This window comes from Nostoc sp. DedVER02 (assembly GCF_034530675.2).
Taxonomy (GTDB): Bacteria; Cyanobacteriota; Cyanobacteriia; order Cyanobacteriales; family Nostocaceae; genus Nostoc.
In genome coordinates this window covers 54,062-67,726 of the sequence record NZ_JAVRCP020000010.1, presented here as the reverse complement: position 1 = coordinate 67,726, position 13,665 = coordinate 54,062, and the positions used below count along the sequence as shown (strand labels likewise).

14 protein-coding genes are annotated in these 13,665 nt (G+C 40.4%); 10 read left to right on the top strand and 4 right to left on the bottom strand.

The annotated features are described in order from the left end of the window. The first annotated feature begins 6 nt into the window (after window positions 1-6). From RMZ41_RS12965 to RMZ41_RS12920, 10 genes are all read left to right on the top strand, one after another. The gene (locus RMZ41_RS12965; RefSeq protein ID WP_322641868.1) at window positions 7-384 is read left to right on the top strand and encodes a hypothetical protein; all 378 of its coding nucleotides are present in this window, start codon (window positions 7-9) and stop codon (window positions 382-384) included. Next, window positions 332-3,079: a hypothetical protein gene (locus RMZ41_RS12960; RefSeq protein WP_322641869.1), complete on the top strand. Its 2,748-nt coding sequence runs from the start codon at window positions 332-334 to the stop codon at window positions 3,077-3,079. The genes RMZ41_RS12965 and RMZ41_RS12960 overlap by 53 nt, the downstream gene beginning before the upstream one ends. An 80-nt stretch (window positions 3,080-3,159) precedes the next feature. After that, complete coding sequence (locus tag RMZ41_RS12955; protein ID WP_322641870.1) at window positions 3,160-3,954, top strand: hypothetical protein; 795 nt, start codon at window positions 3,160-3,162, stop codon at window positions 3,952-3,954. Between the two features lie 152 nt (window positions 3,955-4,106). Beyond that, a complete protein-coding gene (locus tag RMZ41_RS12950) occupies window positions 4,107-5,156 on the top strand; it encodes a hypothetical protein (RefSeq protein ID WP_322641871.1) in 1,050 nt (349 codons plus the stop codon). 57 nt (window positions 5,157-5,213) lie between these two features. Continuing rightward, window positions 5,214-6,035, top strand: coding sequence for a hypothetical protein (locus RMZ41_RS12945; protein ID WP_322641872.1), 822 nt, complete (start codon window positions 5,214-5,216; stop codon window positions 6,033-6,035). A gap of 55 nt (window positions 6,036-6,090) precedes the next feature. Further along, window positions 6,091-6,795, top strand: coding sequence for a hypothetical protein (locus RMZ41_RS12940; RefSeq protein ID WP_322641873.1), 705 nt, complete (start codon window positions 6,091-6,093; stop codon window positions 6,793-6,795). Further along, window positions 6,792-8,402, top strand: coding sequence for a TrbI/VirB10 family protein (locus RMZ41_RS12935; protein ID WP_322641874.1), 1,611 nt, complete (start codon window positions 6,792-6,794; stop codon window positions 8,400-8,402). The genes RMZ41_RS12940 and RMZ41_RS12935 overlap by 4 nt, the downstream gene beginning before the upstream one ends. 117 nt (window positions 8,403-8,519) lie before the next feature. Further along, window positions 8,520-9,089, top strand: a complete 570-nt coding sequence (locus RMZ41_RS12930; RefSeq protein ID WP_322641875.1) for a hypothetical protein — start codon at window positions 8,520-8,522, stop codon at window positions 9,087-9,089. Window positions 9,090-9,286: 197 nt separating this feature from the next. Beyond that, a complete protein-coding gene (locus RMZ41_RS12925) occupies window positions 9,287-9,526 on the top strand; it encodes a hypothetical protein (RefSeq protein ID WP_322641876.1) in 240 nt (79 codons plus the stop codon). Window positions 9,527-9,586: 60 nt separating this feature from the next. Beyond that, complete coding sequence (locus tag RMZ41_RS12920; protein WP_322641877.1) at window positions 9,587-9,844, top strand: hypothetical protein; 258 nt, start codon at window positions 9,587-9,589, stop codon at window positions 9,842-9,844. A gap of 52 nt (window positions 9,845-9,896) precedes the next feature. On the opposite strand, the gene plsY is transcribed toward RMZ41_RS12920, so the two are convergent. The 4 genes from plsY to RMZ41_RS12900 form a co-directional block, all read right to left on the bottom strand. Further along, window positions 9,897-10,577 (bottom strand): glycerol-3-phosphate 1-O-acyltransferase PlsY, encoded by a 681-nt coding sequence (gene plsY / locus RMZ41_RS12915; protein ID WP_322641878.1) that lies wholly within the window; start codon window positions 10,575-10,577, stop codon window positions 9,897-9,899. A 92-nt stretch (window positions 10,578-10,669) separates the two neighbouring features. After that, complete coding sequence (locus tag RMZ41_RS12910; protein ID WP_322641879.1) at window positions 10,670-11,935, bottom strand: DUF3086 domain-containing protein; 1,266 nt, start codon at window positions 11,933-11,935, stop codon at window positions 10,670-10,672. A gap of 381 nt (window positions 11,936-12,316) precedes the next feature. Next, window positions 12,317-12,703 carry a DUF3119 family protein gene (locus RMZ41_RS12905; protein ID WP_322641880.1) on the bottom strand — a complete coding sequence of 129 codons (387 nt, stop codon included), beginning with the start codon at window positions 12,701-12,703 and terminating at the stop codon, window positions 12,317-12,319. Between the two features lie 133 nt (window positions 12,704-12,836). Then, window positions 12,837-13,631 carry an MlaE family lipid ABC transporter permease subunit gene (locus RMZ41_RS12900; RefSeq protein WP_322641881.1) on the bottom strand — a complete coding sequence of 265 codons (795 nt, stop codon included), beginning with the start codon at window positions 13,629-13,631 and terminating at the stop codon, window positions 12,837-12,839. Window positions 13,632-13,665 lie beyond the last annotated feature (34 nt).

The following is a 13,665-nucleotide window of genomic DNA, read 5'->3' as shown; positions in this document are numbered from 1 at the left end:
TTTCAAATGTCTCAAGAGCGGGAACAAGAATTTCGTCCAGTAAATCAGGTTCTAGGAAGCCAACCTTCTCTAGGGCCAATCCCTGCCGATCAAATTCTTCCTTGGACGGTAATTGCCTTAGCCTCCTACTTTATCATCAATGGAATTTTTGGTGGGATTTTCCAAGAAGAGTTTCAAAAATGGTTGTGGACGATATTAATGACTGGTTGGGGAATCGGAACTTGGTGGATTTTAACTGGTGGTAGGAGTTGGAGTTTTTTAAGCAAATTTATTGGCGTTCCCGCTTGGACAAGAGGCTTTGCTCGTTATCAAAGCTTATTGGAAGTTAACCATGAAGCAAAAAATCGGAAAACAAAGCGTCGGCATCGCCGGAAACGAAAGTAGATTAACACCATTTGAAGATGCCTTACACTTGGCGACAATGTTACGTGTCGCCATAAATGGACGCGATATTGGCGGGTATCTTTTGACAAAAGGCACTCAAAAAGATCGGTTTTGCTTTGTTTTTGGTTTTGACTGTAAGGGAATTCATACCACTTTAAGACCCGAACAAATCGATACACTTTTTAATAACATTGAAGCTGGATTAAAAGATATCCCTAGCGGTGAAAGAATGACGCTGCATTTGGGATCTTTTAGTTCTGATAAAGAGCGCCAAAAAGAATTAGCATCCCTAATCAAAAATGCGTCATCACGAGATATCAAATATTTGTTGATGGCAGAAAGAGCCAGAGTCAAAGAACTGACTATTTCTGGTGTTCGCAAACCAAAATTCTTGCGGATTTATGTTACTTACACCGTTGAATCTAACTCGCAACATGCAGATGATTGGATAGAGAAGCTTTTAGTCAAAGCTGAATCATGGTGGTTGAAATTCAAAAATGAACTCTCAGAAGTAGAAAATCAACGCATCGAAACCCTAATCGGCAATGCTTACAAGCAGGGTTTTCTACGCTGGGAACAAATTTTATCTAACCAAATGGGGTTGGATGTAAAACCTTTGACAGCTGTGGAACTCTGGGAAGGCATCTGGAAAAGGTTTAATGATACGCAGCCAATAGAGATTCCCCAGTTAATGACTTTAGATGAACAAGGACTGCACGAGGAAGTTAATTCAGATTTAGCTAGTAGTAAATTGTTGATAGACAATATCCACGGCACAACTTTGCTGATGGAATCTAGCGTACCTTGTGCCGATCGCCGTTGGGTTAATGTTAACAATCGTTATATTGGCGTACTGTCATTTCTAGAAAAACCCGGAGGCTGGCCAAATAAATCTACTCAACTGCGCTACTTATGGGAACTATTAGCGAGAGAAACAGTAGTAGATACAGAGATTTTTTGTGAATTGACTGCCGCAAATCCAGCATTAGTAAAAACTACTCTACAACGAGTGCTGAAACAGTCAAACATGACGACAATCATGGCTCAAGAAAAAAGTAAAACCATTGATGTCAATGCTCAATTAAAGTTAAAAAAATCAGTAGCAGCACAAGAACAATTATTTGAAGGTGCAGTCCCGATTTATACGAGTATTGCTATTTTGGTACATCGTCCAACTGTCGAAAAGTTAGATGAGGCAACAAGATATATTGAAAACTGTTTTCAACGTCCAGCTAGGGTAATTAGGGAAGTTGAGTATGCTTGGAAAATTTGGCTGCAAACTCTACCAATAGTTTGGGAAGGTTTATTAGCAACACCCTTTAACCGTCGCCAGTTATATTTAACCAGTGAAGTTCCCGGATTAATGCCTCTAGTTTTAACTAAACGCGGTGATAAACAAGGCTTTGAGTTGATTGCCGAAGAAGGTGGAACACCCGTACATTTAGATTTGTTTAATCAACATAAAAATTTAGCTTTATTTGCTACAACTCGTGCTGGGAAATCGGTGCTAGTATCGGGGATTTTAACTCAGGCTTTGGCACACGGCATTCCTGTAGTGGCGTTAGATTTCCCTAAACCTGATGGGACATCGACTTTCACAGACTATACAGAGTTTATGGAGGGGAATGGAGCCTATTTTGATATTTCCAAACAATCGAATAATTTATTTGAACAGCCAGATTTACGATCGCTAGAACCAGAACAACAGCGCGATCGCTTCAACGATTATACCGCCTTCCTAGAATCAGCGTTAATGACAATGGTTTTAGGATCGTCTACTGAAAGTCAAATTTTATCGCAAACGGTGCGATCGCTGCTCAACCTAGCTTTAGAAGCCTTCTTTAGAGATGAAGGCATCAAAGAGCGATATCGGCAGGCGATGGCGGGAGGATTTGGTACTCTGGCTTGGCAAAAAACCCCTACCTTAAAAGATTTTCTCTATTTCTGTTCGCCAGAACACTTGCAGCTAAGTTCTTTAACTGGCAGAGTAGAAGATGCTCTGAGTCAAATTCAGTTGCGCTTACGGTTTTGGCTATCTAGTCGCGTGGGACAAGCTATTTCTTCACCATCTAGTTTTCCTACGGATGCACAACTTTTAGTATTTGCTCTCAGAAACTTATCAGATAGTGAAGATGCAGCTGTATTATCTTTGAGTGCCTATTCAGCAGCATTAAGACGCGCATTAGGTAGTCCAGCTTCAATATTCTTCATTGACGAAGCACCAATCTTATTTGAATTCGAGCAAATCTCTGACTTAGTTGGTAGAATTTGTGCCAACGGTGCTAAAGCTGGTATCAGAGTCATCTTATCAGGGCAAGATCCTGATACCATTGCCAAATCTAAAGCTGCATCTAAAATTTTGCAAAACTTGACAACACGATTGATTGGACGCATTCAGCCAGTTGCAGTAGATAGTTTTGCAGACATCTTAAAATATCCCCGCAACATTATTTCTCGTAATGCCTCAGAAAGCTTTTTTCCGCGCAAAGAAGGCGTTTATAGCCAATGGTTGTTAGATGATAACGGGATTTATACATTCTGTCGTTATTATCCAGGTTACGAACAATTGGCAGCAGTTGCGAATAACCCATCTGAACAAACTGCACGTAGTAAAATGATGCAATTTCATCCTGATAAGTATGAAGCAATTTCTGCGTTTGCACGTCAGTTAGTGGCTACTTTACGTAGTAGTTAATCTAAAAAGTTATAAATAAGATTTCAAGCCAAATCTCTGATTCACTACTTAATCTCATCTACCTTTTTAAACATAGATATATGCGAAAAACTACCATTTTCACTCTTACATTGCTATCTCTGGCAATCATACCAGCGATCGCACAAGTTCAAACGAGTGGATTAGGCCAGGTTTGGAATGATTTTCAATCATATTCCACAGATTTGCAAAACTATCTGCAATATAATCTCAGCGACACTGTAGAATCACAGAATCAAAATAATCTGATTAATTCCAGAGGAGAATTGAATATACCTAACCCTGTAGCTGCGGGAAAACAAGTTCGTGATGATTCGACTCTCTACTCAAGATCGGATAAGTTTGAAAATAATGCCGTAGTGCGTGGAAATTTAGTTGGTAATGAATTGAATCGTGTAGTTACCCGTGGAGCAGCAGAAGGCGTTCTCGGTGAAAATGGACAAATTAGGACAAAAACGAAGTTAGAAAATACAGAGAAAAGTCTACAAAATATTACAGAATTCGCTCAAGAAGCCGAGCGAAAGAGCAAAATCTTGATAGATCAAATTCCAATTCCCAATGGTTTCGATCCCACTAAGCTTGATCCAGCTACTGCGGTTTTAGCACAATTGCTAGGGGCTAATCAAGAACAAACCCTTAAAATTCAACAGGAACAAGTAAAAATTGTAGCCGAAACATTTGCTCAGACATTACAAAATAATCAGGCTTTGCAATATTCTAACTTAAATTTGGCAACTATTTCTCAACAAACAGAAGAAGCAAATCGCGCTCGGAGAGTAGAAACATCTACAGAGGCAGCGCGACTTTTACGAGCTACTTCTCAAATAGATTTGTTTGGAAGAGAAGTTAATAAGTAAAATTTTAGGATTAAAAAAACTCTGGTTTTGTTGGGATGTAACATACATTTAAATCGGCAGTTATAAGCGAACGGATCTAATTCGTTTAAGAAAAACCTTCTATCAATAATGTTGTCACACTGCGAATGCAAAAACATCTTAAATAAATCAAAATGCAACTTGCTATTCAACTAATTTTTGCCCAAGTAGGCATTGATGACGTTCTCGATAATGGTGTCGCAACTTCCCAAAGCATTGCTCAAGGTTGGGATACACAATGGCTAGATTTATTACAAAACAATACCAGTAATAACTTGTATGGGGCTATAACAAACCTGGGTATTTTTTTTGCAGTCGGAACGTTGTTATTTTTTATGTTACAATTCCTGAGAGATTTAATATCCTACGAATATAGCCGTCCAATATCAGCTTTGATTTGGCCTTTTATAGTGGTGATCCTATTAAGTAATTCAGGTACTGGAAGTATACTTTCTAATCTGACTCTGGGAGTACGGAATTTTTTAAATACAGTGAATCAGCAAGTAGTGGTATCCGCAGATGCAGACAAAGTGTATCAGCAAGCACTGAATATGAGTATTGCGGAAGACATAGCTGGTTCTTTGCTGCGTCCTTGTGAATCACTAACTGGCCAACAACAAAGTCAATGCTTTGTCAAAGCTGCTGAAAAGGTTGATAATCTCTGGCAGAAATATAGAGATAATTATGGAAATAAAAGCTGGATAGTTAGACTGCAAAATAAGGTAGATAATATTAGATATGGTACTGGTAGTGTATCAGAAGCCTCTTTTAATTCCTTGTTAGGTTCTACAGTCCAGACGAGCATCAAAAACTTTTTAGTTTCCTTACAATATGCCTTTCAGAATTTGATAGAAGCTACTATGTTGCTAATAGCAGCTTTAGGGCCAATAGCTGTAGGTGGTTCTTTACTACCTGTAGCTGGTAAACCCATATTTGCATGGCTGACTGGATTTTTATCTATTGGAATCGCCAAGATTTCATTCAATATTATTGCTGTGCTAACTGCCGCAGTTATTGTAAATGGCCCAGGGCAAGATGCTAATGTTGATCCAGACTTAATGTGGTTCATAATTTTTCTAGGAATTTTAGCACCAGTTTTATCGATACTTGTGGCTGCTGCTGGCGGTTTTGCAGTTTTTAGTGCTATCAACAATACGGCTTCTTTAGTCAAGGAAAGGATATAAGATAACGCAAATCATCATATATAATAGCTGAAATTTTTTGGAGGAGGAGATGAGTAAATGGTGCGTTTACTAGAAAAAAGACAAAGAACGGGAAGTGTATTGACAGTTTTTGCGATCGCTACCTTTAGTTTACATATATTAGTTTTACTTTTCTTCATATTGCAAGGCATAAATATTCGCCAACTCAGCCTGAGAAAACCTCCCAACTTTGTGCAACTAATAGATGGTAAAACAGTAGCTAATATTGATGATTTAGAAAGACAACCAGAAGCAATCCGCCGATTCATCAGCAAAACGATGATATCAATGTTTAGCTGGTCTGGAACCCTGCCAGCACAAACTATCGAAGAAGTTGCTAATCCAAAAACAGATTTAGGGATTCCGATTAGAACATCCCAAGGTGGTAGCCAAAAAATTACTACCAGCAGTTGGATAGCTAGTTTTGCCTTATCAGAAGACTTTCGCAAAGGTTTTTTAAGCACAGTTGCAGAAATGACACCGCCAGAAGTTTTTTCTGAAAATCCAACCCTTGTTATGACATCACAATTAGTTATTAAGCGGATTTATCCACCAAAACAAATTGCCCCAGGCAAGTGGCGAGTCGGTATGGTAGCTGACTTAATTCAAAGAAAACGAATTGGTGATACAAAACTCATAACTCCTTTTAATAAAGATTTACTTGTCCGTGCCACAGATTATTTTGCTAACCCCCAAGTCAACAATAGTACTATTTTACAAAAAGCAATTTATAGTACCAGGGCTGATAAATTAGAGATTTATGAAATTCGTAGTTTATGTTTGCTAGATAACTACAATAATCTGAATGAAGAGAGCTTCAAAGAATGCGGAAGTAGAGGTGGCGGTGGCTTTATAAGATAAGATATTTCTATTTTTATTTATGATAGTTAAATAATATATAATAAATAAATTATTAATGCAGTTACTTAAACCAGAGAATAAGAAGAATAATCCATTACCAATCTTAGCAGTAGGAACATTCGGTTTACATCTGTTTACTTTGCTAGTATTAATATTTAATGGGTCAATGTTACAACAGTTAGGTCAGAAACTTACACCTCGAAGTTTAGTACAACTTGTTGATGGTCGCGCTATAACAGTAGACCCCCAACAAAATTTAGAGCGACAACCAGAGACTATTCGGCGCTTTGTAGGTGAAGCTATGAGCCTAATGCTTACTTGGTCACAGCAGCAGCCACCAACAGAAGTCTGGGAAGTTAGCTCTCAACTGGTAGCTGATGATTTTAAACAAAAACTTAAATCAGAAATTACTAATTTAAATCCAGATAGCCAATTTGAAAATGTTACTAGAGGAACTGAGAATGTATTAGTAATACAAAAAGTTTCTCAACCCACCAAAATAGGCGATGGAAAGTGGAAAGTAGAGATACTTGCCAATCAATTAATTTTTAGCGGTTATGATAAGTTGGGAAAATCAGTTACCTTTAATAAACAAATTCTAGTTAGAGCTATAGATGAACCAGCAACTTCACTGCCAAATGCAGCACTACCATCGTATTTCGCAGCTTACCGCCTCGGTGAAGCCAGATTAGAAATTTATAATGTATGTGAAATCCAAGATAAAAATTGTTCTGGTAATCCAAACAAAGCTCTACCATGACTAGATATTCAATTCCCGCAGAAACTCCTCCACAAAATCTATTTACTCTAACTACCGACGAGCGCCAACTAGAATCTGTAGAATCTTTTGATTGGGAATCACGGATGGCAAGGTTGGTGGGCTTTGAAGAATCTTCTTCTGTCGATACCCAACCATCAGAAGACTCTGCAACACCACAACCGTCGCTTTCTGAACCACAATCTGAACCACAAGAAGTTCAGACTAAAGAACCCCTATCATCTAATCCCTTTGCAAAATTAACTCTGGTGGGGGGTGCTACCTTAGCTGTAGTTTTGATGGCTGGAGTATTTTTGTCGCAGTTGATGAGTCCTAGCAGTCAAAAACCGAGAACTATTGTTTCCCCACCAGTGCGTGAACAGCCAACTGATGAATCTATCTCTCAACAGTTAGCAAGCGAAGTAGATACTCTCAAAACGAAGTTGGCCTTGACTGAACAAGCAGATTTAGTCAAAGCCGCCCAACAAAAGCTCAGAACGGCAAAATCAACGCCTACAGTAGCCGTACAAGCACAACCATTAGTTTCTTCTAGAGGTACAAGAGTGATACCAACACCCCCACCAGCAGCTTATGTGCCTCGGACAGTCACAGTTGAGCGCATCGTTAAAGTACCTGTTTCTCAACCTTTACCAGTAGCCCAGCTACCTGTTGTGAAGCCAGACATTCAACCGGTGGTTAATATAACTCCACCATCTCCACCAAACCCACTTGAAGAATGGGCAAAGTTAGCGAAATTAGGTAGCTATGGTCAAGTAAATGTCACCGAGCAACCTAATAATCAACCTAATAATAATGTGGCAGCTGCTACTTATGCACCTCCAAAGGATACCCAGGTGCAGCAGCAGCCAAACCCACAACCAGTAACTTCTGCTCCTATGGTTAGTCAAGTGCAACAGCAGGGGCAGAAATCTGTAGCAGTCGGGACTAGCGCCAAAGCTGTGTTGGCAACAGCCGTATTCGGGGAAACTACTAGAGCCAAAAATAGTGAAACAGATGAAGCAAAAAACGTATTTGTGATCCGGTTGAAAGAACCGCTAAAATCTACGGATGGTAAAATCGCTGTACCTGCCAACACCGAATTCTTAACTGAAGTTCGTTCCCTTTCCGAACAAGGTCTTTTGCAGATGAACGTCGTCAAACTTATCTCGCAAAATAATGGCAACCTTACAGAACAAAGCTTACCCAGCAATGCAATTATTATTCGTGGTACCCAAGGGAAACCTTTAATAGCAAATAAATTTCCCAGTAAAAGTTCATCCATAGCATCAATGGATGTAGGGTTATTTGTTTTGGGAGGTATTAGTAAAGCAGCAGAGTTAGTAAATCGTAGCGATACTGAATTCAGACCCATTTATGGAATCAACAGCGATGGCACCAGCAACGGCAACATTACCCAATATACTACCGTCACGAAGAACCGACGCAACCTTGCAGCTGGTGTTGTGGAAGGTGGTCTGAACTCTGTAGTACCTCAAATTTCAAATCGTAATCAACAGGCGATCGCTCAAATGTCGCAACAAACCAATGTTTGGTTTTTGCCAGCAGGTACAAATATTGAAATATATGTTAATCAACTAATGCAGTTTTAGGAGGTAAAACTGATCCCAATTTTAGATTTTTGATTGGGTAATGGTAATTGGTAATTAGTTTTCTTTCCATTTTTTTCATATCTCCTTGTTTTCTCTACCAATCCCACCATTTCAACCATGAAAAAGAATACTAAATTGTTAGAAAAGACGCTGAAAAATTCTGATTTTCTATCTATAGCTTCCTTAATTTTCTCGGCAGCTATGTTATTAGTGGCAGGTCGCGCTATGGCTCAAAATGCCGTTCTACGTTCCATGTTTTCCTGCCAAGCGCAAGGTTTAGGGGGAGTAATACCTACTATTGATGTTTCGTATCAACAAGGAACAAACTTAAGCTTTATCCAGGCTGGAGAAGTAGTTAAAAAAGTTTGGTTAAACGATCCATCACAGGTAACTATGGATTTTGATGGCCCAGTATGTATGCAGTTTGGTGCAACACCTAATACTAATACAGGAGATTGCAAAAATTCAGCTGCGAATGTTATTCAACTTAGACGAATCAAAAAACTGAATATTCCTGGACTTCCTAACACTAGCAATACACTTTTAACAGTTGTTACCGAAGGGCAAGGTAAAAATAAGTTGTATACTTTTCGAGTGATGTATGGAACAGGTAGCCCTAATTATCATACTTTAGCTATTTTTCCCGATCCTCCTGGTAAAGAAGCCCCCTGCATAATACAACGTTGACAATAAACCTCTAGCAAAAGCACCAGAAAGCGAAGACAACGGAAGTTTCCCTCCAGCCCTTGTAAAACGCCATAAAGTAACGTTATTGCCTTACTAAGACTTTTTTAGCCGCTAACTTTATAAATCTTCAGATAAAAACTAACCACGAATTCCAAATCTGTGTAAATATAAAGAAAAGCTTAAGAGGTTACAGACTCATGGTGACAGCAAAAATGATGCAACAGCTTTGGGCTGTAATCGAGTCTACCCAGGTCAACACCCTGCTACATTTTGACGATGCAGCTTTAGTACAATTGCTTCTCCAGCAGGTAAAAGCGAAGCAGGTGATTGATGCACAGGCAGATAGCAGTCTCAATACTTATATCAAAGCTAAACTGCCTCTCATTCGTGATACGGCTGAAGGCCGTTTATCCTTCGGACAAAGCGGCAATCATTAAGCACGAGAAATCGGTTGCTCACTGCCAAGTATACGCTCAGAGTCCAAACAGTTGAATATTATGAATCACTGGCTAGTAATTGCCCTAGTAGCTTATCTCATTGGAGCAGCGATTGAAGGGGTGACTACAGCCAGTCAGCTATCTCGTTCAGTGCCAGAACTAGCTAAAAGTACACAAGCTCAATCTTCAGAATCTGCCACTGAAACTAATTCAAGTTGGCGAGTATTGGCTGCCATCGCTTCAGTTAGTATTTGTGGAGCTTTTTTCTGGCCTTGCCGCCTTTTCCACCGTTTAATGAAAGGGAACGTTAATTCGTAATCTTAAACCCGACTGAAGTACGGAGTCAAAAAATATATTTGCAGTTGTTCAATTATACAGTTTGTTCTGGTTCATTCGCTACATTTTGCCCAATTTTTGGCTCAGTACCAGCAAGCAGTCGTTCAATATTAGTGCGATGTCGCAAAATCACATATAGTCCACCGGCAATCCCAAACAGAATATAGGGTAACGGTTTATGCAAAAGTACCATGAAAATGGAAACTGCGATCGCACCTGCAATTGAACTCAAAGAAACAATCCGCGATATCGCCACAACAACAGCAAACACACCAGCTGTTGCTAAACCTATTTGCCAACTCATAGCCAATAAAATCCCCAAGCTGATAGCAACGGATTTACCACCGGTAAAGCCCAAAAAAATCGATTTACTATGTCCCAGGATGGCAGCTAACCCAGTTAAAGTTACTATCCACGGTTGCCACAATTGTGCATCTACTGTTGGGGGGATAAAATTTTGACTAGAAGCGAAATCGAATAACCAGTAAACTAGAGCGATCGCTAATACTCCTTTTAAGGCATCAAGTACTAAAACGAAAGCTCCTGGCCCTTTCCCCAAGGTTCTTAGCACATTAGTTGCGCCAGTAGAACCTGAACCAACTTCCCGAATATCAATACCCTTTAACTGCTTCACAGCAATGTAGCCAGTGGGAAAAGAACCCAGCAGGTAAGCTATGACTACAATTGCTGCACATCCCGTTAACCAAATAGCCATAATAAAATTTAAAATTTACTCATTCAAAATTCAAAAAAGTCAAGAGTAATACCTCTTGACCAATTCCCAATTCCCAATTCCCAATCACTCATTTAAAAATCATCATCATAGTTTCTCACGGTTTTGGGGTCAGGAGCAAAGGCTAACCACAGAGGAAATTGCAGCAATGACAAACTGATTTGTTCCTCTGAATCGTCAATGATAATTAAAGGCAGTTGATTGGCTTTGGTTAATCGGTCTGCTTTTTGAGCCAAAGCATCAGATGCCTCGAATAATACCACGCCTCGGTCTGGGCCGAAATCTGGGCGACCGATTCCCAAACAGTCTTGCAAGCCGCGCCGCCATTCACCTAATCGCTCCGGTGTATTAGCTAAAACTAGAGTACGGACGCGATCGCCATACAGCTTGTGTAATATCGAAATTGCAGCCGAGGCAATTAAAATATTCTGTAAGCGGCTACCCATTGTCCGCAAACCACCCCGTCCTCCTTGGGTAAAAAACCAGTCTGAGACTCGTTCTGCATGGATTGGTTCAAAGGTACGGCGTAATTGCCACGCTGGGCCATAGTAATCTGGTTTATTGCGATATTGGTCAATTAGGCGACGAATTTGCTTTGTAGTGTCTTGAAATTGCTGCTGGGCAAATTGTGGAATTCCTGATTGGGGTTCAGCAGGTTTAACCTCTTTCACAGATGGTTTCTCGCGTGCTACTACAGTTGGTGTTAGTTGCAATTGTTCAGCTGCAACAGCCAAATCCTGTAAGCTACCCGTGAGATAGTCTTTAAAACCCTGCACCCGAATTGCTAAATCTTGGGATGTACCAGCAAAAGTGGTTCGCATTTCGTTGCGAATACGTTCTTGGCGGCGTTCTAGTTGTTCTACAGAGATTTGCAGAGTTTGTTTGCGTTGTTCTAACTGCACCAATGACTCTTGCACAAGTCGTCCCAGTGAAGTTTGAGTTTCGCTAACTTGTGCTTGAAGGTTTTTGTAAGAAGCTTGCAGGTTGGCTATTTCTTCCTTGAGAGCCGCTTCAGTGCTTTGCAATTCTGCCACTCGCTGCTCTGCTTCTGTATATAATGACGCTCCAATTTCTGACCCCAGTACGGTATTTTCCGATTCGGGTTGCGCTACAAACTCGCCATTTGAATTTTCTGTTAGCTCTACTGTAGTATCTACCACTTCTGCATTGGAAACAAGTGGCTCAAAAGTTGCGTAGTCTTCTGATGAGCTAACGCCTCCTGTTTCTCCCACTGACTCAACAGATGGATTGACAGGATGTTCAACCACATTGTTCTCTTCTTGTTTTTCTGCCAACCGCTCATCAATTGGTTCTGGGGTTTGAGATGCCTCTGGGTTCATAAACAATAGTGTAATTCCTATGACGCGAATAAATAGCTTTCAGAAATATTACAATTGACCTGCCATAAAAGTCGTGAGTAATGAGTGCTGAGTTATGAGTTTAGATCAAAACGACTCAGCACAGATGGCACTCATACCAATATTTATGAAGCTGCATAAAATTAAGCTTGGTAGGATTTGGGGCAATACTTGTCGGGTTTTGGGGAAAAGGGGAAGGTGGGGCCCCCTCTGGGGATAAGAGGCGGGGGAAAAGGGAAAGAAAAAACCTTTAACCCTTCCCCTTTAACCTTTTCCCAAACCCAATTCTGAGTTCAAAATCCAAAACCCGAGTAGTATTGCGACTTGGGGTAAGATCCCCAAGTTCTGTAATTGGTATCAGCATTAAATACGCGGACAACGTTGTTCTAAGCAAGTTTTCAAGACGTTGGGATCGAATAAAATCGGCAAAAAGTGAATACTTTTAATTTCTTTAAAGTAAAACAGGATGGGGACTCCATTCCAGAAGATTCGCCAGTTTTGCCATTCCTGGTAGGGAAAGCGCCGAATCAATTTTTCGCCTCTGTAAATATCTAAGTCGGTGACGGTAAATTGCAACCGCAGCGTTAACGCCTGAAACATGAGAAACAAACCAAACAGTGTGAAAACAGAGCCTATCCACGGTTGTACTAACAGTAGCGGAATCGCGGCAATCACCAACACTATAGGTATATTGTAACTAGGCTTGAGTTCCACAGTTGATGTGGAGTTAGGAGCAAATGAACTGGCCACAGTCTTAAATCCTGCTTTATTTATTAGTAGGCATATCTCCTATTTTAGGAGTCAGAAGTTAGGAGTTATGAGTTATGAGTGAGGAGTTTTAACTTTTAACTCCTAACTCCTAACTATTCAGTCCTAATTTTTATCAGCCTTTCAAGAATGCACTGCCAAGCCCCTGAAACATCAACCAAGAAAGAAAGAAGTTGCTCACAAATATAATCAGTAAGGCAGTCACAACAGCAGTTGTGGTTGACTGTCCTACACCTTTGGCTCCTCCTGTTGTTGTTAACCCCCAACTGCAACCAATTACGGCGATTAAAATACCAAAGCAGCATGCCTTAATCATGGCGCTAAAAATATCCCAGGTACCAAGAAAGTTACGGGCTGAGTCTAAAAATACTGTATCAGACAGATTGTAGATACTTATCGCAACTAGGAATCCTCCAAACATCCCTGTTACCAAAGATAGAAGGGTTAAAATCGGTAACATTAAACAGCAAGCAAGAACGCGGGGAATAACTAGGTAATCGATTGGATCTGTTTTTAACATCAACATGGCATCGATTTGTTCTGTGACTCGCATCGTACCAATTTCGGCTGCAAAGGCCGAACCTACTCTCCCTGCCAAAACCACTGCTGTTAACACGGGAGAAAGTTCTCGTGTCAAAGCTATAGAAAGCACTCCACCGATAATGTTTCCTGCGCCAAAGTTGATAAATTCCCGCGCCACTTGAATCGTAAACACTGCACCAACGAAAATAGCCGTCAAAAGGGCAATAAATAGGGAATCGGGCCCAACTGCTGCCATTTGTTCTAAGGTGTTGCGCCGATGGATTTTGCCCCTCAATAGGTGAACTAGGACTTGCCCACCCAGAAAAATCGCTGCCAGCAATCGCTGACTCCATTCTCCTAAACTGGATTTGGATGTAGTCTGGTTCAATGTTCTGTAGCTAACTCGGTAACTGCCTTAAGAA